The following is a 21099-nucleotide window of genomic DNA, read 5'->3' as shown; positions in this document are numbered from 1 at the left end:
CAGCGCGTCTTTAAGTCAAGATTAAAGACAAGACAGGATCGGAGGCCGCCGTGGGCGCGAACGACACCCAGTATTTTCACCGCGTGTGCGCGCAGTTCCGCTGGATGGCGATGATCATGGTGGGCGGTGTCGGCGCGATCATCGTCCTTCTCCCGCTGGTTCTTCCGCGCGGTTACAAGCTGGCGGGCGTCATCTGGAGCCTGCCGGCGATCTGCTATCTGTTCGGCGTCTGGTCGATCGGCCGGGCCATGGGCCAGATCGCCAAGGGGCGCCTGATCCAGGCGGCTCTGCCCTCGGTCCTTCGCAGGGTCGGGATCTCGCTGGGCGTGGGCGGCGTGATCAGCGTGTTCGTGGTCGGCGGCCTGAAGCGGCTGGTCGGCGACGGCGCGGGCGGCTATGTGCAGTTCGACGTGGCCGGCATGACCCTCGGGATGATCGGCGGCGCGCTGTTCCTGCTGGGCCGGGTGATGGACCAGGCCCTGGCGGCGCAGGCCGAACTCGACGAGATGATCTGATGCCCGTTCGCGTCACCCTGGACGCCCTGATCGTCGCGAAAGGCCTCAAGGCCCGCGACCTGGCGGCCGAGGTCGGACTCAGCGAGACCCAGCTGTCGCTGTTCCGCTCGGGCAAGGTGAAGGGCATCCGTTTCCGCACCCTGGCGCGGCTGTGCGCGGCCCTGGGGTGCCGGCCGGGCGACCTGCTGGACTACGACTTCGACCCCGCCGACCTGAGCGCGCCGGACGAGGATTGAGCCGGGGCCGAGCGGACGCTCCCGGCCGCCGGCCCCCACCGTACGGCCGGCACGGCCACGCCGCCTCACGACAGACGACGAGGCCGGTGCGCTCCCCATCTGGCTTTTTCCAGGGGAGACTTGGAAAACCGCCGTTTCGCCGCGACGGTTCCGTCTGAGCGCGCATTTAGCGGCGTGGGCCTCTCGGCCCGGCGGCCTCGTCAGGCCTTGGTTTTCTTCTTCCCCGCCGCGTTGACCGCCGCCGCGGCGCGGATCAGGGCCTTGAAGGCCGCCTCGTCGATCGACTCGCCTTGCCGGAAGTCGATGGCCCGGCGGACATTGCCGTCCAGGCTGGAGTTGAACAGGCCCTTGGGGTCGGGGACCGCAGCGCCTTTCGCGAACGTCGTCTTGACGTAGGCCTTGTAGGTCTCGCCGGTGCAGATCAGGCCGTCATGCGACCAGACCGGCTTGCCCCACTTCCACTCCTCGACCACGTCGGGATCGGCCTCCAGGATTAGGGCGCGCAGGCGGGCCAGGATCTCGCCGCGCCAGTCGCCCAGCTCGGCGATGGCGTTGTCGATCAGGTCCGAGACGGGAACGCCTTCCGGCGCGGGCTTCATCTTGCTCATGGGTCGTTTCCTTCGGTCACATCCGGGCGCCGGGCAGGCGGGCGGCCTGGGCGATCCAGTCGGACAGTCGGGCTTCGTCCAGGACGTCGCCCTCGTGGATATGGACATAGCGCACGTCCTTCTGCTTGGACGCGACGGGCGGGAGCGGGTCCAGTTGACCGCCCTTGAAGAAGGCCAGCTTCACGTACTTGGCGAAGACGTGGAAGCTCAGGAACCAGGTCTTGTCCTCGACGCCGTAGAAGGGCGAGTTCCACTTCACCGCCTTGCGCACGCCGGGGACGGCGGCGTCGACCAGGGCGTCCACGCGGGCGCCGACCGCGCGCGTCCAGTCCGGCATGGCGGCGATATAGGCCTGGACGGGCGCGTTCCCGTCGCCCTTGGCGATCCGCGGATTGCCGCCGGACAGCCGGGTCGGGTCGGTCATGGCGAGGTCCCCTAGGCTTGCCGCCGCGCCTTCAAGGCGTATGGCAGCACGAACAGATACAGCCCCGTGGCCAGCAGCAGGATCAGCGGGATCAGGGCGAAGAGGCCGACCCAATAGGGCGGCTGGCCCTGGGTCATCACCGCGATGTAGCCCAGCACCCCGGCAGTGAAGGCGATCGACAGCCAGCGGTGGACCTGGCGCATCAGCTTGCTCATCGGATCAGGCCTCCTTGGTCGCGTCTTGCTGGGCCAGCAGGGTGTCCAGCTTGTCGAGGAACGCCTTCCAGCCGGCATGGGCGCCGCCGAAGGCCTGCTTCTGGTCGGGACGGAAGCCGGCCTGTTCCATGCGCAGCCGCGTGCCGGTCGCCGTTGGGGTCAGGGTGAAGGTCACGACGCTGGTCAGGTCGTAGGCCGGATCCTCGTGCTTGAAGTTCCAGCTGTAGGACAGCGACGTGTTCGGCTCGAGGGTCAGCACCTCGCAGTCCAGCACCCCGCCCCATTCGCCGCGCAGGTTGAAGCGGTGGCCGATCTCCGGCTTGAAGTCGTTCTGCATCAGCCAGGCCTCCATAAGATGCGGCTGGGTCAGGGCTCGCCACAGCTTCTCGGGCGGGTGGGCGATGTCGCGTTCGACGACGACGGTCTTGGTCTCTCCAGGGATGTTCTGGATCATTGGTCCATCCTCTTCAAAAGGTCCTCGAGCGCGTCGAAGCGGGCTTCCCAGAAGCCAGCCATTTGGCGCGTCCAGTCGATCAGTGGGGCCAGGGCGCCCGGCTGGGCGGAATAGTGGGTCTGGCGCCCCTCGTGGCGGTCGCGCACCAGCCCGGCGTCGCGCAGCACGATCAGGTGCTTGGACACCGCCGGCTGGCTGACCCCGGCCTGGGCCGTCAGGGCCCCGACCGTCTGCTCCCCGTCGCGGCACAGCCGCTCGAACAGGGCGCGCCGGGTCGGATCGGCGAGCGTTCGGAAGAGAGTGTCGGGCGGGGTTTGCATGTAAACTCATAACCGTTGGGCTATGAGTTATTTCATAACTGTATGGTTATGGATGAGTCAAGCCGTCTAGTGCGGTCGCGCGCGGGCCAGGGCCTGCGCCAGGGTCTCCAGCGAGAACGGCTTGCTGATGAACGGCCAGTCGCCCGCCCGCGCGCGGCCCTGGTCGCCGCCGGTGTAGCCCGAGCACAGCACCACCGGCAGGCCCGGCCGGGTCTCGGCCAGCTGTTCGGCCAGATCGACGCCGCTCTTGCCGCCGGGCATGATCACGTCGCTGAGCACCAGCTGGATGCCGACGTCCTGCTCCAGGCGCGAAAGGGCCTCGTCGACGCCGCCGGCCCGGACGACGCTGTGACCCAGGTCGTGCAGCATGGCGTCGATCAGCTCGGCCACCTGGGGATCGTCCTCGACTAGCAGCACCCGCGAGGGGACCTGGGCCTGGACATGGTCGACCTTGGGCGCGGCCAGGATGGCGGTGTCGCCGTCGACGACCGGCAGCAGCAGGGCCACGGTCGCGCCCTGGCCCAGCTTGCTCTCGATATCGACCCAGCCGCCCGACTGCCGCGCGAAGCCGTAGACCTGGCTCAGGCCCAGGCCCGTGCCCTCGCCGGGCGCCTTGGTGGTGAAGAACGGCTCGACCGCGCGGGCGATCGTCGCCGGGTCCATGCCCGATCCGGTGTCGCGCACGGCCACGCGCAGATACTTGCCGGGCTCCAGCTCGCCCTGCTTCTTGGCGATGGTGATCGGGCGGGACTCGATGGTCACCTCGCCGCCGGGCGGGGTGGCGTCGCGGGCGTTGACGACCAGGTTCAGCAGGGCCGCCTCGAACTGGCCGGCGTCGATGCGGGCCGAGCGCACCCCGGCCCCCAGCCGCAGGTGGAAGGTGTAGGCGTCGCCCAGGGCCCGCCGCAGCAAGCCCTCGGATTCGGCGATCAGGCGGTCGACGCGACAGACCTCGGGCTTCAGCGGCTGGCGGCGGGCGAAGGCCAGCAGGTGCTGGGTCAGCTTCTCGCCGCGCTTGGCCGCCGCCAGGGCCGCCCCGACCATCTTCTCGCGCCGGGCCGCGTCGTCGGGATGGCGCTCGACCACGTCCAGGGCCCCGATGATCACCGTCAGCAGGTTGTTGAAGTCGTGGGCCACCCCGCCGGTCAGCTGGCCGATCGCCTCCAGCTTCTGCGATTGCAGCAGGGCCGCCTGGGCCGCGTCGCGCTCGGCCACGGCGGCCTCGACCCGGTCGGCCAGCAGCTCGTTGACGCCGGTCAGCTTGGCCTCGGCCTGCTTGGTGTCGGTGGTGTCGAAGGCGATGCCGATGAAGCCCTGGAAGGCGCCGTCGGGGCCGTAGCGCGGCTGCGAGAACGACTTCAGCCAGCGCCACTCGCCGTCGGCCCGGCGATAGCGGCCCTCCAGGTTGAACGGCCGGCGCGAGGCCTCGCCCGCGATCTGGGCCTTCAGGATGCCCGGCAGGTCCTCGGGGAACAGCCGCGTGCGCCAGTCCAGGGTCAGGGCCCCGTCGTAGTCCAGCCCCGCGAACTCGACATAGGCGCGGTTGACGAACTCGCGGATGCCGCCGGGCCGCGAGACCCACATCAGGGCCGGGGCGCTGTCGGCCAGGTTCCGGAACCGCGCCTCGCTCTCGCGCACCTGCTCCTCGGAGCGGCGGCGGTTGGTGACGTCGAAGTTCAGCCCGATCATGCGGATCGGCTTGCCGTCCTCGTCGCGGACCACTTCGCCACGGCCGTGGATCCAACGCTCGCCCTGGCTGGTGTCGGCTAGGCGGTACTCGACTTCATAGTCCTCGAAATCCTTCAAGGCTCGCCGGACGTGCTCCCGGATCATGGCGCGGTCGTCGGGATGGATATAGCGGGGGATGTCGTCCAGGCGGATCACCGCATCGTCCGGCACGCCCATGCCCCGGCGCGCCGGGATCGACATGTAGACCTCGCCGGTCAGCATATCGTAGTCCCAGGGACCGACGCCCGCCGCGGTTTGGGTCACCCGCAGGCGGGCCTCGGCTTCGGCGCGCTCCTCGCGGGCCCGGGCCAGGCTGCGCATCGCCCCGCGCAGGCCCTCCGCCGCCGCGACCACCATGATCGCGCACAGCAGGAAGATGACCATGGTGGCCAGCTCGTCCTCGGTGAGGGGGTCGTGGTCGCGTCCGCCCCACAGCCACCAGCCGAACGCCGCCCCGGCCGCCACGGGCACGAGGCCCCAGCGCCAGCCCGCGTAGAGGGTGACCAGCATGATCGCCGGGAAGAACGGCTGGGTGGCCCCCACGCCGCCGTGCAGGCCCAGGAGGGCGACACGCATCATGACCGCCATCGCCACCCCGATCAGGGCGGCGAACGCGCATCGCCAGGCCGGCGGCGGAACCGGAGGGATCAGCCATGCGCTAAGCAGGCTATGGATTCGACCGTGCTCGTCGGAGGCCAAGTTCGGGGCGTCTTTATTCTCCACCTCTGCTCCCCGCAAAGATGTCTTGTCATGAGCATGGACACGCTTACCTAGAGCACGCAACACGGGAGATCATTGATGGCCGACGCCCTCAACACCGGACTGACCGCCAAGCAGCGCGCGGATATCGCCGCCTCGCTCAGCAAGGTTCTCGCCGACAGCTACGCGCTCTATCTCAAGACGCACGGTTATCACTGGAATGTTCGCGGCCCGAACTTCCAGTCGCTGCACGTTCTGCTCGAGGGTCAGTACCAGGAAGAGTGGGCGGCGCTGGACGACATCGCCGAACGTATTCGCGCTCTGGGCGAGTTGGCGCCGCAGGGCTACGGCGCGTTCGGCAACCTCTCCAGCATCAAGGACGGCAATCCCGAAAATGAGTGGGAAGCCATGCTGGGCGAGCTGAAAGCCGACAATGAAACGCTTATCCGCACCTTGCGCGATGCGTTCCCGGTCGCCGACGACGCCGGCGACGAGGCCACCGCCGACCTTCTGACCCAGCGCCTCCAGGCCCACGAGAAACACGCCTGGATGCTGCGCTCCACCCTCGGTAGCAAATAGCCGCGCCGGGGGGCGGGGTGGGGACCCTGATCGAGAACCAGGCCTGGAGAGGTGCCGCGACCTTGCTGGTCGTCGGCGGCCTCGCCGCGTGCACGACCCACTACGTGCCGGCCGGCGCGGGGCGCGAAGGCGGCCTGATGCGCATCACCTCCAGCTTCAGCGAGCGGGGCCTGCGACGCTATGTCGCCGACATGGACCCCGCCATGCTGGCCCTGGCGCGCCGTCACGACCCGCGTCCGCGCAAGGACTACTGGGGACGCGTCCGGGGCTGGGAGGTCATCAATCTCAAGGACATCCCCCGGATCGGCGACCGCGATCCCGACTTCGACGAGGCGCGGCTGATCAATTCGCTGCGTCCGATGGTTTCCGACGATCTGGAGGCCGCCAAGCCATTCGTGCTGACCGGCTCGTCCGACGCTCGCGCCAAGGCGCTGAACTGCCTGGCCCAGGCGGTCTATTACGAGGCCGGCTTCGAGCCGGGCGAGGGCCAGATGGCCGTGGCCCAGACGGTGATCAACCGCATGCGCCATCCCGGCTATCCGAAGTCGATCTGCGGGGTGATCTACGAGGGCGCGGCGCGCGCGACCGGCTGCCAGTTCAGCTTCGCCTGCGACGGCTCGCTGGCTCGCATCCCGGTGCCCACCCTGTGGGCCAATGCGCAGAGCGTGGCGCGGCGGGCGCTGAACGGCTTCGTGTTCAAGCCGGTGGGCACGGCCACGCACTATCACGCCGACTATGTCTCGCCGTACTGGGCCCCGACCCTGGTCAAGCTGAAGCAGTTCGGCCAGCACATCTTCTACCGCTGGACGGGCCCGTCGGGGATGCTGCGGGCCTTCACCGGCCGCTACTCCGGCAACGAGACCGTCTCGGCCGAGATCCTGATGGCGGCCGACCCGCGCACGCTGGAAGCGGCTCCGCCCGAGGTGCTGGCGGCCCAGAACGCCCCGGCCCCGGCCGTCGGCGCGGCCGCCCAGATGCTGGGGGTCTCGAACCTCGTCCTGCCCGACGCCAAGCTGGTCTCTGTGCCCGACGCCAATTCGCCGACGGGCGAGCGGGTGACCGTGCAGGGCACGGTGGCCGGTCGCCGCATCCCGACGGCGGACGAGATCGCCCGGATCAACAAGGCGCTGGAAGCGGTGAGCGAACCCGCGCCGCCGGCCGTCGAAGCCCCGGCCGCGCCACCGCCGCCGCCACCCCCGCCGCCCAAGCCGAAGCCCCGGCCGCCGAGCCTGCTGAATCCGTTGAACTGAGGCACGGTTTTCTCCTCCCCATTAGGGGGAGGTGGATCGATGCGAATACGCATCGAGACGGAGGGGGGCGCGTAAGCGTGCGGAGTTCGCAGCGCCCCAAAGCCCCCTCCACCGCCGTTCGGCGGTCCCCCTCCCCCAGAGGGGGAGGAGAAGGATTACATCGGGGCGTGGATCACCAAACCCCGATCTTGTTCGCCTCGGCGTGGCTGATCGGGTGGTGCGCGGCCTTGTGGTCTTCCTCGGCCAGGAAGCGGACGGCCTCCAGGGCGGCCATGCAGCCCATGCCGGCCGCCGTCACGGCCTGGCGGTAGACGTCGTCGGTGACGTCGCCGGCCGCGTAGACGCCCTCGATCGCGGTCGAGGCCGTGCCCGGCTTGACCTTCAGATAGCCGCCCGGGCCGGTTTCCAGCTGGCCGGCGAACAGCTCCGACGACGGGGCGTGGCCGATGGCGATGAACACGCCGTCGGCGGTGATGTCGGTGGTCTCGCCGGTCTTGATGTTCTTCAGGCGCGCGCCGGTGACGCCCATCGGGTCGGTCTGGCCGGTGACCTCGTCGATGACGCTGTCCCAGACCACCTCGATCTTCGGATGGGCCATCAGGCGCTCCTGCAGGATCTTCTCGGCGCGCAGCTCGTCCTTGCGGTGGACCAGGGTGACCTTGCTGGCGAAGCTGGTCAGGAACAGGGCTTCTTCCACGGCGGTGTTGCCGCCGCCGACCACGATCACCTCTTTATTGCGATAGAAGAAGCCGTCGCAGGTGGCGCAGGCGCTGACGCCGAAGCCCTGGAACCTGCTCTCGCTCTCCAGGCCCAGCCACTTGGCCTGGGCGCCGGTGGCGATGATGATCGTCTCGGCGATCCAGTCCTGGCCGCTGTCGGTCTTGACCGTGAACGGGCGCTTGGACAGGTCCACCGACAGCACGATGTCGTTGACCAGTTCGGTGCCGACATGCTCGGCCTGGGCGCGCATCTGGTCCATCAGCCACGGACCCTGGATCACGTCGGCGAAGCCCGGATAGTTCTCGACGTCGGTCGTGATGGTCAGCTGGCCGCCCGGCTGGATGCCGGCGATCAGCACGGGCTTCAGCAGCGCTCGGGCGGCGTAGATGGCGGCGGTATAGCCGGCGGGACCCGATCCGATGATCAGGCAGCGGGTTTGGCGAGGAGCGGTCGTGGACATGGCCGCACATATAGTGGCGATTCCGCGCCGAGGCGATGGGCCGGGAGCAGCGAAAAACTCATGCTGCGTCGAGGTTCTGTCGCCCTGTGGCGGTCATTGGCCATTGGCGCTATGCTACCGCCATGAACCCGTTGCTGGAACGCATCACCATCGAACCCGGCAAGCTCGGAGGGCGGCCCTGTATTCGCGGCCTGCGGATTCGTGTGCAGGATGTCCTGGAAATGCTGGCCAATGGCATGACCACGGCGGAAATCCTTGAAGACTATCCTTACCTTGAGGCCGATGACGTCCGAGCCGCGCTTGCCTATGCCGCTGCTGCGGTGAGCGACACCGCCGTCGTCGCCGCTTGAGGTTCCTCGTCGACGCTCAACTGCCGCCAGCCTTGGCGGCCTGGCTGCGATCGAAGGGGCATGAGGCGCATCACGTTGTCGATGTGGGGCGGGGCGACATGCCCGACGACGCCATCTGGACGCTGGCGATCGCTGAAGGCTCCATGATCGTCACCAAGGACCGTGACTTCGTGGATTGGGCGCTGGCTCGAGCGCCCAAGGCGCGGATCCTTTGGGTCCGATTTGGCAACATACGGCGCGACGTCTTGATCGCCCGGTTCGAGGCGGCTTGGCCCAGGCTTGAGGACGCTTTGGACAGCGATGCGACGGTTATCGAGGTCGGACGCTAGGCGCCTGGCGGGCGATCCGTGGACAGCCTGCTAAATATGGTGTGCACTTCCCATCCAGTGGCGACACACAAGCCATACGGAGGAACCCTGATGAAGCTCGGAATTCTGCTGGGTGTGGGACTGGTTGTCCTGTTCGCGGGCCTTGCCAACTTCTGGTTTGGAAACCTGACCGTCGGGGTCGCGATGATCGCGGTGTTCGCCGCGCTCGCCGCCATCGCGGCGGCGATCGGCAAGCGCGACTATGACGCGCGGCCCGTCCAGCCGCCGGTGATGGAGCGAAGCCTCATCGACTAGGACGATTGACGCCTCGTCCACCTTTGATGGGTTAAACTGGCGGCAACCACGTTTCCGGGCGGTCCGTCATGTCCCACCCCTTCATCGAGATCGCCGGTCGCAAGATCGGGGTCGACCACGCGCCCTATGTGATCTGCGAGCTGTCGGGCAATCACAACGGCAGCCTAGAGCGCTGCCTGGAGATGGTCGACGCGGCCGCCGACACCGGCTGTGACGCGATCAAGATCCAGACCTACACCGCCGACACTATCACCCTGGACGTCGACCGCCCCGAGTTCACGATCCATGGCGGCCTGTGGGACGGCCGCACCCTCTACGCGCTCTACCAGGAAGCCCAGACCCCGTTCGAATGGCACGCGGCCATCTTCGAGCGCGCCCGCCAGCGCGGCGTGACGATCTTCTCCAGCCCCTTCGACGAGACCGCCGTCGACCTGCTGGACAGCCTGGGCGCGCCGGCCTTCAAGATCGCCTCGTTCGAGGCCGTCGACCTGCCGCTGATCAGGTACGCGGCCAGCAAGGGCAAGCCGCTGATCATCTCGACCGGCATGGCCAATCTCGAGGAGATGCAAACGGCGCGCGACACAGCCCTGGCCGCCGGCGCGGCGGGCGTGCTGCTGCTGCACTGCGTGTCCAGCTATCCCTCGACCTTCGCCGACGCCAATGTGCGGACGGTGCCGGACATGGCCGCCCGCTTCGGCTGCCCGGTCGGGCTGTCGGACCACACGCCGGGGACGGCCGCCTCGGTGGCGGCGGTCTCGGTCGGCGCCTGCTGCATCGAGAAGCACTTCACCCTGGCCCGCGCCGACGGCGGTCCGGACGCGGCCTTCAGCCTGGAGCCCGCCGAGTTCAAGGCGCTGGTGAGCGATACGAAGAACGCCTGGGCGGCCCTCGGCGCGGCCCACTACGATGTGCTGGGCGCCGAGCGCGCCAACCTGCAGTTCCGCCGCTCGCTGTACGTCACAGCCGACGTCAGGGCTGGCGAGACGCTGTCTCGCGCCAACATCCGCTCGGTCCGCCCCGGCAACGGCCTGCCGCCCGGCGACCTGGACAAGGTCCTGGGCAAGGCCGCCACGCGCGACCTTGCGCGGGGCGAGCCGCTGGACTGGTCGATGGTGGGCTAGGCGCCTGCCCGCCGCAGCGGCGTCCGGCCGCGATAGGCCAGGCGCCAGACCCATTCCAGCGGGCCCATGGTGAAGCGGGCCATCCACCAGCGCGACCACAGGGTCTGGGCGATCCAGGTCGCGACGACGATCGCCGCCAGGGCGGGGCGGTCCAGCTGGCCGTACAGCGCCGGGCCCCGGCCGCCGTAGAAGGCGATGGTCATCACCGCCGACTGGGCGATGTAGTTGGTGAAGGCCATCTGGCCGACCGGGGCGAGCATGGCGGGGATCGCCTTCCAGGTCCGCGCGCCCGCCGCCAGGACCAGCAGGCCGGCATAGCCCAGGCCGACGACCGGGGCGGTGGCGCGCTGGGTCCAGCGGGCGAGCTCGCGCAGGACCGCCGGATGGTCGGGCGCGGCGACGTACAGCGCCCAGGGCAGGGCGCCGATCAGCAGGGCGAAGAGGCCAGCGGCCGCCAGGGCGCGATAGGTCGCGGTCCCGGCCCGCCCGCTCAGCACCCCCAGCTTGAACAGGCCCATGCCCATCAGCATCAGGGCCAGGACGGTCAATGGCCAGTTCGAGGGGAACTGCTGCCAGACATGGCTCATCACCGTCCGGTAGTCCGCGAAGTTCTGGGCCAGGGACTGGGCGAAGGTTCCGGCGTAGCGGGCGCTGGCGATCGCCTGGCCGGCCAGGTCGGCCGGCTGTGGGAGCGCGGGATGGGCCGTGTCGGCCAGCAGCTTGATCCCGGTCGCCGCCGACAGCGTCAGGTCCAGGGCCACGCCGGCGGCCAGCAGCCGCCAGGGCGACCACGACCGCGCCAGCATCACGACCAGGCCCAGCAGTGCGTAGTAGGTCAGGACATCGCCATTCCACAGCAGCGCCCCATGCAGCACCCCCAGCACCAGCAGGCTGAGCAGCCGCCGGACCAGGATCGCCGTTCGGCCGCCGTCGCTCCCCTCTCCATTTGGACCCCCGACCAGCAGGATCGAGACGCCGAACAGCATCGAGAACAGGGTGTAGAACTTCTGCTGGAAGAACACCTGGGTGATCCACCACACCCCGACCGAGGCCGGCGCCATGCCGTGCGGCCAGCCGGTCAGGCTGGTGGCCACCGCGTGCGGCTCGGCCGCCAGCGGGATGTTGCAGATCAGGATGCCCAGCACCGCCAGGCCGCGCAGCGAGTCCAGCAGGACGATGCGGTCCTTCTCCATCTAGGCGTCTCCCCGGACCGTCCGCCGCAGCGGCGCGGGGCCGCGATAGGCCAGGCGCCAGACCCACTCCAGCGGCCCCATGGTGAACCGCGCCAGCCACCAGCGCGACCACAGAATCTGCGCGATCCAGATCGCCACGACGATCGCCGCCAGGGCCGGCCGGTCCAGCTTGCCGTAGAGCACGGGCCCGCGACCGCCGTAGGAAAGCACGGTCATGATCACCGACTGCATCAGATAGTTGGTGAAGGCCATCTGGCCGACCGGGGCGAGGATCGCCGGGATGGCGCGCCATCCCTTCGTGTTCGCCGCCAGGGCCAGCAGGCCCAGATAGCCCAGGCTGACGGCCGGGGCGGTGACGCTCTGCATCCAGTAGGCCAGGCCGTTCAGCGATCTCGGATGCGAGGGAACCGCCAGGTAGAAGCTCTCCGCGGCCGCCACCAGGACCATGGCCGAAACGCCGACGGTCACGAGCGCCTTGTGGATCGCCGGCGAGGCCTGGCCCTTCAGGAGGCCGCTCTTGAACAGGCCCATGCCCATCAGCATCAGGGCCAGGACCGCCATCGGCCACACCGGCATCCACTTCCAGGATCCGGCGAAGAAGTCCCAATAGCCATGGGCGTTCGCGGTCAGGGAACTGGCGAAGTCGCCGCCAAAGGCGGCGGTCTGGGCCTGGGTGTCCTTGGCCATCCGCGCCAGCATCTCCGGCGGCAAGGGCTTGTCGAGCATCGCCGCGCGGCTCAGCGGGCGCCACAGCTTGCGGGCGTTGACGACCAGGTGCAGCACGATCCCCGCCGTCAGCAGCCAGCGGGGCGACCAGCCGCGCGCGAGCAGCGCCACCAAGCCGATCAGCGCGTAGTACGACAGCACGTCGCCCTGCCACAGGAAGAGGCCGTGCAGGAAGCCGATGACCAGCAGGGCCAGCAGGCGCCTGACGACCATCACGGTCCGGTCGCGATCGCCGCCCTCGCCGCCGACCAGCAGCACCGAGGCCCCGAACAGCATGCCGAACAGGGTGTAGAACTTCTGCTGGAAGAACACCTGGGTGATCCACCAGACCGCCAGGCTGGCCGGCGCCTGGCCATGCGGCCAGAAGGGCGCGCTCTCGGCCACGCTCTCGGGCTCGAAGGCCAGCGGGATGTTGCAGATCAGGATGCCCAGGATCGCCAGGCCGCGCAGCGAGTCCAGCAGGACGATGCGGTCCTTCGCGCCATCCCTCCGCCGATCGCCGGCCTGATCCCTCGGCATTGATTCCTCCCTCCGCGCAGGGTGGCGATGCTGAGCGCGCGGAGCGGGAATTACAATCTTAAATCTATGATCCCGGCAGCAGACCCAGTCGCTGGCCGGTGATGCGGTCCAGGGTGCGCTTGGGCAGGATCTCGGTCATCAGCACCTGAATGGGCGAGGGCGAGACGACGTAGCGGACCTTGGGCCGGGGCGCGGTCAGCGCCGTGGCGATGGCCTCGCCGATCGCCTCGGGCGGCAGGCCGGCCTTGCCGATTTGCAGCATGTAGGCGCGGAGCCGGTCCAGCGCCGTGGCGTAGGGGGTGTTGGCGTAGCGGCTGGTGTCGACCTGGTCGGCCTTGTCCCAGATCGGCGTCGCCACCGCGCCGGGGGCGACCACCACCACGTCGACGCCGAACGGCAGCATCTCGCGGCGCAGCGACTCCGACAGCCCCTCCAGCCCGAACTTGCTGGTGCAGTAGGGGGCCATGAACGGGTTGGCGTTGCGGCCGCCGACCGAGGAGATGTTGACGATCCGGCCCGGAGCGGCGACGCGCGCGCCACCCGCGCCGAGCAGGGGTGCGAAGGCCTGGGTGGCGATGACCACGCCGGTCAGGTTGACCTCCAGCTGCTGGCGCCACTCGTCAATCGGCAGGTAGAGCAGTGGACCGGCCACGGCGATTCCGGCGTTGTTGACAAGGCCGGCCAGGGTCGCGCCGTCCAGCGCCGCCTCGACCTGGGCCGCGCCCGCCTTGACCGCCGCCTCGTCGGTGACGTCGAACAGCAGGGGCGTGAACGCCTCGCCGAACTCGCCCTTCAGGCGCTCGGCGTCGGCCGGTTTGCGCACGCTGCCGAACACGTGGAAACCCTTGCCCGTCAGCACCTTGACTGCGCCCCAGCCGATGCCGGTGGAGACGCCGGTGACCACCACGGATTTCTTCTGCGCCATGTCTCGCCCTCCCTAGGCCTGGAAGGAGAGTGGGGCAGGCGAACGCTGTTCGCTAGAGGGTCGCCAGAAAAGCTTCGGCCGCGCGGTCCGCGCCCAGGCCGTCGCAGACGGTGGCGCTGGCCGTCGACAGGGCCGCGCGGCGATCGGGGCTGGCCACCAGCGCCTCGACCTGGCGCACGAAGGCGGTCTCGAAGTCCGGCGCGTGGACGTCCAGGCAGGGCGAGACGCCGGCCGCCTCCAGGGCGCGGGCGGCGGCGACCTGGTTGTCGGCCAGCAGCAGGGTCAGGGTCGGCAGGGCCAGCACGCAGCGCTCCCAGGTGGTCGAGCCGCCGGCCCCGATGGCCAGGTCCGCCTCCAGGGCCAATTGCGGCATGTGCTGGGTGTCGACGTGCAGCTCCAGGCGCGGGTCCTCGGCCGCCAGGGCCCACAGCGCCGGCAGGCTGGGCGCGCCGCCGCCCAGGACGAGGTCCAGTTTGGCCTCGCCGGCGAGGGGCCGCAGCAGGCGGGCGACCCGCTCGGTGATCCCCCCGACGTCGGTTAGGCCCAGCGACACCAGGATGCGCCGCACGGGGCCTTTCCGCGCGCGTCGGGCCAGGGCCTCGTCGCGCAGGGCCGCGAAGGCGGGCCGCACGGGGGCGAAGGCGGGACCCAGCAGCAGTCTGGCGTCCGGCGGGACGAGACCGGCATAGTCCTCGGCCCGTCGCGCCGGGCCGGAGTCCAGGACGATGTCGGCCGCCAGCGGCCGGTCGGCCAGGTCGTCGATGACCAGGCTGGGGCGACCCTTGGCGATCGCGCGATGATCGTCGGCGGCGAGGGCGTAGCTGTCGAACACCAGGGCGTCGACGTCGTCATCGGTCTTGGCGCGGGCCATGCCGACGGCGAAGGCGTCCAGCACCTTGGCGACGTCGGGCGTCGTCCGGAACGCGCAGGTCGCGCCGCGCGCCTCCAGCGCCCTGGCCAAGGTCAGCGACCGCATGACATGGCCGCCGCCCACCGTGGGGCCGGCCGCGCAGATGAAGAGGATGCGGGTCATCCCGTGGATCGTTGTTGTCGTCGGCGGGGGGGGCGGCTTCTAGGAGTCTCGATTGCGCTGTTGCTGCTTCCGGGCGCGGATGTAGTCGCGCATGAAGAACCAATGGACGCCGAACGCGCCCAAGATGGCCAGCCAGAGGATCAGCTGCATTCGAAAGAAAGGATCCATTCAATCCTCCACACGATAGAGAATGTAGTGCAGCGCGCCTTGCAGGGCAACGAAGCTCACCAGGGCGCCAACCATCAGTAACGCGTTGGCATGACCCGCCACCAAGGGCTGGAGGAACGCCGAGCCCACGAAAGCGACGGACGCAGCGTTGCAGGTCGCCGCCAACGCCTTGCGCTGTTCGTTTCGCGCCGCCTTACCTGGCGGGAGTATGATTGGCGGCTCAACCATGTCGCGAACATAACGAGAACATTCTCGCGATCGCAACTGGAAAAATCAGGCTTTCGGCTTAGCCGCGCGAGGTTTCCGGGGCTTCGGCGCGGGGGATTCCGTCGGCGCTTCGACGTCCGCTTCCAACGTCTTCGCCCGAGGCTTGCGCTTCGGCTTCGGCATCGCCTCGACCACCGGCGCCGCGACAGCCGGCTCGGGGATCGCGACCCCGATCTTCTCCAGCACCGCCCGGGCGGCGCGGTCGGTCTCGTTGACCGGTTCGTAGGTCCAGCCGTGGAAGGCGCCGCCATAGGGGCGGGCCGCGCCCAGGCTTTCCAGCTCCTCGTGGAACAGCCGGAACTTCAGGCTGGAGCCGTCCATCTTCAGCACGAAGACGGGCTTGCCGGTCGAGGCCGCCTCGGTGGCCATGTTGGCCGAGTCCTCGGTGACGAGGATGTAGTCCGCGCCCGCCAGGAAGGCGAAGTAGGGGTTGGGGCCTTCACCGTTCCAGATCACCCCCGGCAGGTGACGCAGGCGCGCGGTCATCAGGGCGCGGGCCGGCTCGGGCGTCCGCCGCGAGAAGGTCATCAGCAGGCTGCCGCCCTCCTGCTCCAGCGGGATCTGGATCGAGTGGGCGATCTGGGCGGCGCGCTCGCTGGAGAGGTCGAAGGCCTTGGACTTGCCGCCGACCAGCACAGCCACGCGCGGGCGGGGCAGGGGATCGATCAGGGTCTTGAAGGCCGCGTACTCGGTTTCCAGTCGCGCCGGCGTCATCCGGTGCGGCGAGCCGGTGATCGGCAGCACGTTGTCGCCGGTCAGGCGGTCGTGCTTGGGCGGGATCACCAGGTCGAACATGTGGGCCGGAACCCGCGGGTCCTGGATCTGGATCACATGGGTCCGGCCGCCCGACCAGCGCTTGGCCCGGATCGACAGCGGCAGGGTGGCGCGGCCGGCCGCGACCCAGAGGTCAGGCCATTCGTCGCCCTTGCCGGTCGGGACGCCGCTTTCCGGTGTCAGCCAGCGCTTGGGCAGGAGGTTCAGCCACCAGGGCAGGCGGCCGATGCTGCCCTTCCAGCCGACGCGCTTGACCGTGACCTCGCAGGGGACCAGGCGCGCCAGGGCTTCCGACAGGCCCACGACCTGGGCCTCGATGCCGGCGCGGCCGTCGGACACGGCCCACACCTTCAGGGGAAGCTTGGGAGTTTCGGTCACGACGCGTGGTTCCCGCAAACGAAACAAGGCCGCTTTAGCTCAAGCGGCCTCGTTCCATTGAACTCGCAATATGGCGCAGCTGGGGCGGCGAACCGCCCTTACAGCCACTCCACCTTGGTGATCTCGTAGGCCTTCACGCCGCCGGGCGTGTTGACCTCGACCACCTCGCCGACCTCCTTGCCGATCATCGCGCGCGACAGCGGCGACGAGACCGAGATGCGGCCCGACTTCACGTCGGCCTCATGCTCGCCGACGATCTGGTAGCGAGCCTCGTCCTCGGTGTCCTCGTCGATCACCGAGACGGTGGCGCCGAACTTGATCTGCTTGCCGGACAGTTTCGACACGTCGATCACCTGGGCGCGCGCGATCTTGTCCTCGATCTCGGCGATCTGGCCTTCGATCCAGCCCTGACGCTCCTTCGCGGCATGGTACTCGGCGTTTTCCGACAGGTCGCCGTGCGAGCGCGCCTCCGCGATCGCGGCGATCACGGCCGGTCGTTCGATGGTCTTCAAACGCTTCAGTTCTTCGTCGAGGGTTTGATACCCACCGACGGTCATCGGCACTTTTTCCATTGCGGATTTTAGCTCGGACGCCTTGGGAGGAAAGACTTCCAGTCACGGGCGCTCGCAACCGGGGGCTGGGAGGATAGGCGCCCCGTTCTGGATGCGCAAGGGGGCGAGCTTGGCCTTACGGGAACGCAGGGTGTCCGGCCGCTGGACCTCGCGGCCGCCGGTTTTGCCGCTATGCTCACGCCGGTATGCTGGAGAGCGACATGGATCCGACACGCAGGACCGTGATGGGTGGGCTTGCCGCCGCCTCCGTCTCACTCGCCGCCGCCGAGCCTGGCGTGCCCGCCGCCGACCGCGAGCTGCGCGTTCCGGTCAAGGGCGGCGGGCTCTACGTAAGGGTGAACGGCGAGCTGAATGGGCCGCGTCCGCCGCTGCTGTGCGTGCATGGCGGGCCCGGCGGGGCGCTATGGCAGCTGTTCCCGGCCCTGCCGTTGGCCAAGGACCGGGCGGTGGTGTTGTACGACCAGCTGGACAGCGGACGCTCCGACGCGCCGGGCGACCCGGCCAACTGGACCGTCGACCGCTTCGCCTCCGAAATCACGGCGATCCGCCAGGCCCTGGGGATCCAGCGCCTGCATCTTCTGGGACACAGCTGGGGCGGCATCGTCGCCAACCGCTATGCCGCCGGCCGGCCGGCGGGGCTGAACAGCCTGATCTTGCAGGGCGCGCCGCTGTCGGATCGCGGCCTGAAAGTCAGCGTCGACAGCCTGTACGCGGCCTTGCCCGACGGCCAGGGCCGTATCCTGGCCAGCGGATCGCCCGACGACCCAGCCTATGCCTTGGCGCTGAAGGCCTTCATGCGCAAGCATCTGGCTCGCACCTCGGTGCGCGACGTCGGCATGCCCTACATGGCCGCGACGCCGGAGGATCGCGGCGACGCCCTGGCCATGGCCCTGACGGGCGGTCGGATCGACGGCTTCGATGGCGTGCTGAAGGGCTTCGACGACGAGCCGCTGCTGGGCCGCGTCGCGGCGCCGACCCAGCTGCTGTTCGGCGAATTCGACATCATGACCCGGGCGGCCGAGACGAGACTGGTCGGCAGGCTCGCGCGAGGATCCCTGAAGGAGATCCCCGACGCGGGTCACATGATCCAGTTCGACCAGCCGGACGCCTGGCGCGCGGCGGTGTCGGCCTTCCTCCGCGCCAACGAGGCCTAGGCCCGGCGGCGGACGGGCTGCGAGGCCCCGCGCGGCAGCTCGAACTGGCCGACCAGGTCGGCCAGCAGGGCGGCGTCGGCGGTCAGGGTCTGGGTGGCCACCGAGGTCTGCTCGACCATGCCGGCGTTCTCCTGCAGCACCTGGTCCATCTGGTTCACCGCGCCGTTCACCTGGGTCAGGCCGTGGGCCTGGCTCTGGGCCGAGGCGGCGATCTCGCTGACCAGGCCGTCGATCTCGGCGATCTGCGAGACGATCCGCTCCAGCGCCTCGCCGGTGCGGCCGACCAGGCCGACGCCGGCCTCGACCTGCTGGGACGAGGTCGAGATCAGGGTCTTGATCTCCTTGGCGGCCTCGGCCGACCGCTGGGCCAGGGCCCGGACCTCCTGGGCGACGACGGCGAAACCTCGGCCGCTGTCACCGGCGCGGGCGGCCTCGACGCCGGCGTTCAGGGCCAGCAGGTTGGTCTGGAAGGCGATCTCGTCGATCACCGAGATGATGTGGGTGATCTCCTGCGAGGAGCCCTCGATGGCGGTCATGGCGGTGACGGCCTGCTGCACCACCTCGCCCGAACGGCGGATGTCGTCGCGGGCGCGGGCCACGACGTCGGCGGCCTTCTTGGCGCCCGAGGCGGTCTGGCCAACGGTGACGGTGATCTCGTCCATGGCCGCGGCGGTCTCTTCCAGGCTGGCGGCCTGGCGCTCGGTGCGGCGCGAGAGGTTGACCGAGGCGTCGGCGATCTGGTCGGAGCCGGCGCGCACGCCGTCGACCCGGCCCTCGATCACCGACAGGGCGTCGGCCAGCTTGTCGGCGGCGGTGTTGTAGTCGGCGCGCAGGGGCTCGTAAGCCTCGGCGAAGCGCTGCTCCAGGCGGGCGGTCAGGTCGCCGCGCGCCAGGTGCGACAGGGCCTGGCCGAGGGCGGCGATGGCCGCGTCGCGCTGGGCCTCGGCCCGTTCGCGGGCGGCGGTGTTGACGACGCGGGTCTCTTCCTCCGAGCGGCGGGCGTCCTCGGCGGCGTCGTTGGCGGCGCGGGCCTCGCCGACGGCCGCCTCGGCCTTGGCGCGGGCGTTGGAGGCCACGGCGAACATCGAGCTGACGCTGGCGGTGACGGCGATCAGGGCGCCGGCCTCGACGATCAGGATCACGGCGTGGACGATCACGCGGCCCAGGCTGGCCGAGCCGGGGAACACGGCGCTGGGCAGCAGGTAGGACAGGCCCAGGTGGTGCACGGCCACGGTGGCGGCGGCGGCGGCGATGACCACCCAGTCGCAATAGACGACCAGCAGGGCCAGGGCCGCGAAATAGGCCATGTGCATGTCGCTCTGCCAGGCGTGACCGCCCAGGGCGGCGACCAGCAGCGAGACCTGGGCCATCAGCGCCACGCCCACCAGCGAGCGGCCGGCCGAGGTCTCGCCACCGAAGCGCCAGGCCAGGGTCGCGCCCGTCGCCGTCAGCGCCGAGGCGACCAACAGGCCCGCCACGCCGCCGTGCACGGTCAGGCGCGCGGCCAGCACCACCGGGATCATGGCCCAGGCCAGGATGATGATCAGCTTGCCGCCGACCGCGCGTTGGGCGTCGAGGTTCGAGAACGAGAGCTTCATGGCGAGACAGGCTCTTGAGAGGAAAGGTCCGGGACCGGGCGCGCGCAGACGCCGGCCAGGGCGGGATCGAGCAGCAGCAGCGCGCCGGCTTGCCGGGCGCGTTGCGAAAGGTCGGCCGGGTCGCCACGCAGGATCACGATGAACGACGCGCCGCCGGCCCCGGCGATGTCGCCGGCCGATCCGGCCGCGCCGACGATCTGGGCGGGGCTCCACCACGGCGGAAACACCGCCGCCACCCGTCCCGGCGTCCGGGGCTGGGCGTCGACGGCGGCGGCCGCGAACAGGCTGAGAAGAACGCCGAGAGTCGCGAGGGCGGCCGGACCCGCGACGGCGGCGAGGCGGCGCGTCGCTGGGATCCGAGTGCTCAAGACAGGGCGTCTCCTTCACGCGCCGGGAAAAACCCCACCGCGCGCAGGGACGTTGCGATTGGCGGCGTTTGCGAAGCCTTAACGCTAAGGAGCCGGCGACGGTTGGTCGCAGGGGGGATCAGGGCGGCGCGGTGACCCCGGCTCGCGTCTGGACCACGGGCCGAAGCGTCCCGTCGGCATTGTAGTGGAGGCGCTCGACCGTCACGGCCCGGCGTCCGATCGCGCCGCTCTGGTCACCGATCGCCAGGTCCGCGTTGTGCAGGAAGATGTACCAGGCGCCCTTGAACTCGACGATGCCGGGATGGATCGTGAAGCTGTACTTGCCCGATCCGGTGAGCAGGCCGCGATAGGTCCAGGGGCCGGTGATGGAGGGCGCCGTCGCGTAGGACACGTGCTCGTCGCGCTGCGTCGATCGGTCGAGCGAGGCGTAGGTCAGGTAGTACAGGCCGCCGCGCTTGTGCAGCCACGGCCCTTCCTCGAAATGCGGCGGGGTGATCTCGGTGATCGGACCGTCGATCTCGATCATGTTCGGCTTGAGCTTGGCGATATAGGCTTGGCGATTGCCCCAGGCGATCCACGTGGTCCCGTCGTCGTCGGTGAACACCGTGGGATCGATGTCTTCCCAGCTGTGGGTCCCCTTGGGCGTCATTTCGTTGGTGATCAGGGCGGACCCGCGCGCATCGACGAACGGACCGGTGGGCTTGTCCGAGACCGCCACGCCGATCGCCTTGCCCGGATGGGCGCTGTCGTGTTCGACGGCGGCGTAGAAGTAGAACTTGCCGTTCTTCTGGATCGCCTGCGACGCCCAGGCGTCCTTCTTGGCCCACTTGAAGTCCGTGGCCTTCATGATCGGCGGATACGACGTCCACGTCTTCATGTCCGTCGTCGAGTAGACCAGCCACTCGCGCATGTTGAACATCTCGTCGCGCTGGGCCTCGTCGTGGCCGACGTAGAGAAACAGGCGATCGCCGACGACCAGAGGCGCGGGGTCGGCGGTGAACCTGTCCCGAAAGAGTGGGTTCGAGCCCGGTTCGGCGCCCTTTCCGTCGCTCGCCGCGGACGACGAGCCGACCGATAGCGCCGCGACCAGCGCAAGCGTCGCCAACCTCAATCCCATTGTCA

The 21099-nt window shown here is 69.5% G+C and carries 25 protein-coding genes; 9 read left to right on the top strand and 16 right to left on the bottom strand.

Features of this window, described 5'->3' with window-relative positions:
- The first annotated feature begins 50 nt into the window (after nucleotides 1–50).
- Together K8940_RS18270 and K8940_RS18265 are read left to right on the top strand one after the other, a co-directional pair.
- The gene (locus K8940_RS18270) at nucleotides 51–515 is read left to right on the top strand and encodes a DUF2975 domain-containing protein (RefSeq protein WP_223391488.1); all 465 of its coding nucleotides are present in this window, start codon (nucleotides 51–53) and stop codon (nucleotides 513–515) included.
- Nucleotides 515–751, top strand: coding sequence for a helix-turn-helix domain-containing protein (locus tag K8940_RS18265; protein WP_223391487.1), 237 nt, complete (start codon nucleotides 515–517; stop codon nucleotides 749–751). Before K8940_RS18270 ends, K8940_RS18265 begins: the two co-directional genes overlap by 1 nt.
- Before the next feature lie 200 nt (nucleotides 752–951).
- Here the strand turns inward: K8940_RS18265 and K8940_RS18260 are convergent, their stop codons facing one another.
- The 6 genes from K8940_RS18260 to K8940_RS18235 all read right to left on the bottom strand — a co-directional run bounded on the left by K8940_RS18260 (nucleotide 952) and on the right by K8940_RS18235 (nucleotide 5238).
- Nucleotides 952–1359: a DUF1801 domain-containing protein gene (locus K8940_RS18260; RefSeq protein ID WP_223391486.1), complete on the bottom strand. Its 408-nt coding sequence runs from the start codon at nucleotides 1357–1359 to the stop codon at nucleotides 952–954.
- A 16-nt stretch (nucleotides 1360–1375) separates the two neighbouring features.
- Nucleotides 1376–1783, bottom strand: a complete 408-nt coding sequence (locus K8940_RS18255; protein WP_223391485.1) for a DUF1801 domain-containing protein — start codon at nucleotides 1781–1783, stop codon at nucleotides 1376–1378.
- An 11-nt stretch (nucleotides 1784–1794) separates the two neighbouring features.
- Nucleotides 1795–1998 (bottom strand): hypothetical protein, encoded by a 204-nt coding sequence (locus tag K8940_RS18250; protein ID WP_223391484.1) that lies wholly within the window; start codon nucleotides 1996–1998, stop codon nucleotides 1795–1797.
- Nucleotides 1999–2002: 4 nt separating this feature from the next.
- Entirely contained in the window at nucleotides 2003–2452 is a 450-nt protein-coding gene (locus K8940_RS18245; RefSeq protein WP_223391483.1) for an SRPBCC family protein, read from the bottom strand.
- Nucleotides 2449–2772 (bottom strand): ArsR/SmtB family transcription factor, encoded by a 324-nt coding sequence (locus tag K8940_RS18240; RefSeq protein WP_223391482.1) that lies wholly within the window; start codon nucleotides 2770–2772, stop codon nucleotides 2449–2451. Before K8940_RS18240 ends, K8940_RS18245 begins: the two co-directional genes overlap by 4 nt.
- A gap of 66 nt (nucleotides 2773–2838) precedes the next feature.
- The gene (locus K8940_RS18235) at nucleotides 2839–5238 is read right to left on the bottom strand and encodes a PAS domain-containing sensor histidine kinase (protein WP_223391481.1); all 2400 of its coding nucleotides are present in this window, start codon (nucleotides 5236–5238) and stop codon (nucleotides 2839–2841) included.
- 60 nt (nucleotides 5239–5298) lie between these two features.
- Here K8940_RS18235 and K8940_RS18230 point away from each other — a divergent pair, with 60 nt between their 5' ends.
- A complete protein-coding gene (locus tag K8940_RS18230) occupies nucleotides 5299–5778 on the top strand; it encodes a Dps family protein (RefSeq protein WP_223391480.1) in 480 nt (159 codons plus the stop codon).
- 17 nt (nucleotides 5779–5795) lie between these two features.
- Entirely contained in the window at nucleotides 5796–7028 is a 1233-nt protein-coding gene (locus K8940_RS18225) for a cell wall hydrolase (RefSeq protein WP_223391479.1), read from the top strand.
- A gap of 172 nt (nucleotides 7029–7200) precedes the next feature.
- Here K8940_RS18225 and trxB read toward each other — a convergent pair whose 3' ends face one another.
- Nucleotides 7201–8208 (bottom strand): thioredoxin-disulfide reductase, encoded by a 1008-nt coding sequence (trxB, locus tag K8940_RS18220; protein ID WP_223391478.1) that lies wholly within the window; start codon nucleotides 8206–8208, stop codon nucleotides 7201–7203.
- 122 nt (nucleotides 8209–8330) lie between these two features.
- On the opposite strand from trxB, the gene K8940_RS18215 reads away from it, so the two are divergent.
- The 4 genes from K8940_RS18215 (at nucleotide 8331) to pseI (ending at nucleotide 10302) form a co-directional block, all read left to right on the top strand.
- Entirely contained in the window at nucleotides 8331–8558 is a 228-nt protein-coding gene (locus K8940_RS18215; protein ID WP_223391477.1) for a DUF433 domain-containing protein, read from the top strand.
- Nucleotides 8555–8887 (top strand): DUF5615 family PIN-like protein, encoded by a 333-nt coding sequence (locus K8940_RS18210; RefSeq protein WP_223391476.1) that lies wholly within the window; start codon nucleotides 8555–8557, stop codon nucleotides 8885–8887. The genes K8940_RS18215 and K8940_RS18210 overlap by 4 nt, the downstream gene beginning before the upstream one ends.
- Before the next feature lie 90 nt (nucleotides 8888–8977).
- Nucleotides 8978–9181 carry a hypothetical protein gene (locus K8940_RS18205; protein WP_223391475.1) on the top strand — a complete coding sequence of 68 codons (204 nt, stop codon included), beginning with the start codon at nucleotides 8978–8980 and terminating at the stop codon, nucleotides 9179–9181.
- A 68-nt stretch (nucleotides 9182–9249) separates the two neighbouring features.
- On the top strand, nucleotides 9250–10302 hold the full coding sequence (gene pseI / locus K8940_RS18200) for a pseudaminic acid synthase (RefSeq protein ID WP_223391474.1): 1053 nt from the start codon (nucleotides 9250–9252) through the stop codon (nucleotides 10300–10302).
- On the opposite strand, the gene K8940_RS18195 is transcribed toward pseI, so the two are convergent.
- From K8940_RS18195 to greA, 6 genes are all read right to left on the bottom strand, one after another.
- The gene (locus K8940_RS18195) at nucleotides 10299–11495 is read right to left on the bottom strand and encodes a DUF418 domain-containing protein (protein WP_223391473.1); all 1197 of its coding nucleotides are present in this window, start codon (nucleotides 11493–11495) and stop codon (nucleotides 10299–10301) included. The genes pseI and K8940_RS18195 overlap by 4 nt on opposite strands.
- Nucleotides 11496–12740: a DUF418 domain-containing protein gene (locus K8940_RS18190; protein ID WP_223391472.1), complete on the bottom strand. Its 1245-nt coding sequence runs from the start codon at nucleotides 12738–12740 to the stop codon at nucleotides 11496–11498.
- A gap of 64 nt (nucleotides 12741–12804) precedes the next feature.
- The gene (locus K8940_RS18185) at nucleotides 12805–13665 is read right to left on the bottom strand and encodes an SDR family NAD(P)-dependent oxidoreductase (RefSeq protein WP_223391471.1); all 861 of its coding nucleotides are present in this window, start codon (nucleotides 13663–13665) and stop codon (nucleotides 12805–12807) included.
- A gap of 52 nt (nucleotides 13666–13717) precedes the next feature.
- Nucleotides 13718–14698: a UDP-2,4-diacetamido-2,4,6-trideoxy-beta-L-altropyranose hydrolase gene (gene pseG, locus K8940_RS18180; protein ID WP_223391470.1), complete on the bottom strand. Its 981-nt coding sequence runs from the start codon at nucleotides 14696–14698 to the stop codon at nucleotides 13718–13720.
- A gap of 441 nt (nucleotides 14699–15139) precedes the next feature.
- Nucleotides 15140–16285 carry a mitochondrial fission ELM1 family protein gene (locus K8940_RS18175; protein ID WP_223391469.1) on the bottom strand — a complete coding sequence of 382 codons (1146 nt, stop codon included), beginning with the start codon at nucleotides 16283–16285 and terminating at the stop codon, nucleotides 15140–15142.
- Between the two features lie 98 nt (nucleotides 16286–16383).
- On the bottom strand, nucleotides 16384–16857 hold the full coding sequence (greA, locus tag K8940_RS18170; protein WP_223391468.1) for a transcription elongation factor GreA: 474 nt from the start codon (nucleotides 16855–16857) through the stop codon (nucleotides 16384–16386).
- A 200-nt stretch (nucleotides 16858–17057) separates the two neighbouring features.
- Here greA and K8940_RS18165 point away from each other — a divergent pair, with 200 nt between their 5' ends.
- Nucleotides 17058–18011, top strand: a complete 954-nt coding sequence (locus K8940_RS18165) for an alpha/beta fold hydrolase (RefSeq protein WP_223391467.1) — start codon at nucleotides 17058–17060, stop codon at nucleotides 18009–18011.
- Here the strand turns inward: K8940_RS18165 and K8940_RS18160 are convergent.
- From K8940_RS18160 to K8940_RS18150, 3 genes are all read right to left on the bottom strand, one after another.
- Complete coding sequence (locus tag K8940_RS18160; RefSeq protein WP_223391466.1) at nucleotides 18008–19609, bottom strand: methyl-accepting chemotaxis protein; 1602 nt, start codon at nucleotides 19607–19609, stop codon at nucleotides 18008–18010. The two genes, K8940_RS18165 and K8940_RS18160, sit on opposite strands and share 4 nt — an antisense overlap.
- Nucleotides 19606–19977, bottom strand: a complete 372-nt coding sequence (locus K8940_RS18155) for a hypothetical protein (RefSeq protein WP_223391465.1) — start codon at nucleotides 19975–19977, stop codon at nucleotides 19606–19608. The genes K8940_RS18160 and K8940_RS18155 overlap by 4 nt, the downstream gene beginning before the upstream one ends.
- 118 nt (nucleotides 19978–20095) lie before the next feature.
- Nucleotides 20096–21082: a glycoside hydrolase family 43 protein gene (locus tag K8940_RS18150; RefSeq protein WP_223391464.1), complete on the bottom strand. Its 987-nt coding sequence runs from the start codon at nucleotides 21080–21082 to the stop codon at nucleotides 20096–20098.
- Between the last annotated feature and the right edge of the window lie 17 nt (nucleotides 21083–21099).

The sequence above is a fragment of the Caulobacter segnis genome, from assembly GCF_019931575.1.
GTDB classification, from domain to species: Bacteria; Pseudomonadota; Alphaproteobacteria; order Caulobacterales; family Caulobacteraceae; genus Caulobacter; species Caulobacter segnis_C.
Note: the sequence above shows the minus strand (reverse complement) of the source record. Positions and strands in the feature narration are given on the sequence as shown.

What these genes read in the sequence shown, in the direction of transcription:
- K8940_RS18265 (WP_223391487.1), top strand. Translation starts at nt 515, where the DNA reads ATGCCCGTTCGCGTCACCCTGGACGCCCTGATCGTCGCGAAAGGCCTC.
- K8940_RS18260 (WP_223391486.1), bottom strand. Translation starts at nt 1,359, where the DNA reads ATGAGCAAGATGAAGCCCGCGCCGGAAGGCGTTCCCGTCTCGGACCTG.
- K8940_RS18255 (WP_223391485.1), bottom strand. Translation starts at nt 1,783, where the DNA reads ATGACCGACCCGACCCGGCTGTCCGGCGGCAATCCGCGGATCGCCAAG.
- K8940_RS18250 (WP_223391484.1), bottom strand. Translation starts at nt 1,998, where the DNA reads ATGAGCAAGCTGATGCGCCAGGTCCACCGCTGGCTGTCGATCGCCTTC.
- K8940_RS18245 (WP_223391483.1), bottom strand. Translation starts at nt 2,452, where the DNA reads ATGATCCAGAACATCCCTGGAGAGACCAAGACCGTCGTCGTCGAACGC.
- K8940_RS18240 (WP_223391482.1), bottom strand. Translation starts at nt 2,772, where the DNA reads ATGCAAACCCCGCCCGACACTCTCTTCCGAACGCTCGCCGATCCGACC.
- K8940_RS18230 (WP_223391480.1), top strand. Translation starts at nt 5,299, where the DNA reads ATGGCCGACGCCCTCAACACCGGACTGACCGCCAAGCAGCGCGCGGAT.
- trxB (WP_223391478.1), bottom strand. Translation starts at nt 8,208, where the DNA reads ATGTCCACGACCGCTCCTCGCCAAACCCGCTGCCTGATCATCGGATCG.
- K8940_RS18215 (WP_223391477.1), top strand. Translation starts at nt 8,331, where the DNA reads ATGAACCCGTTGCTGGAACGCATCACCATCGAACCCGGCAAGCTCGGA.
- K8940_RS18205 (WP_223391475.1), top strand. Translation starts at nt 8,978, where the DNA reads ATGAAGCTCGGAATTCTGCTGGGTGTGGGACTGGTTGTCCTGTTCGCG.
- pseI (WP_223391474.1), top strand. Translation starts at nt 9,250, where the DNA reads ATGTCCCACCCCTTCATCGAGATCGCCGGTCGCAAGATCGGGGTCGAC.
- K8940_RS18195 (WP_223391473.1), bottom strand. Translation starts at nt 11,495, where the DNA reads ATGGAGAAGGACCGCATCGTCCTGCTGGACTCGCTGCGCGGCCTGGCG.
- K8940_RS18190 (WP_223391472.1), bottom strand. Translation starts at nt 12,740, where the DNA reads ATGCCGAGGGATCAGGCCGGCGATCGGCGGAGGGATGGCGCGAAGGAC.
- K8940_RS18185 (WP_223391471.1), bottom strand. Translation starts at nt 13,665, where the DNA reads ATGGCGCAGAAGAAATCCGTGGTGGTCACCGGCGTCTCCACCGGCATC.
- pseG (WP_223391470.1), bottom strand. Translation starts at nt 14,698, where the DNA reads ATGACCCGCATCCTCTTCATCTGCGCGGCCGGCCCCACGGTGGGCGGC.
- greA (WP_223391468.1), bottom strand. Translation starts at nt 16,857, where the DNA reads ATGGAAAAAGTGCCGATGACCGTCGGTGGGTATCAAACCCTCGACGAA.
- K8940_RS18165 (WP_223391467.1), top strand. Translation starts at nt 17,058, where the DNA reads ATGGATCCGACACGCAGGACCGTGATGGGTGGGCTTGCCGCCGCCTCC.
- K8940_RS18160 (WP_223391466.1), bottom strand. Translation starts at nt 19,609, where the DNA reads ATGAAGCTCTCGTTCTCGAACCTCGACGCCCAACGCGCGGTCGGCGGC.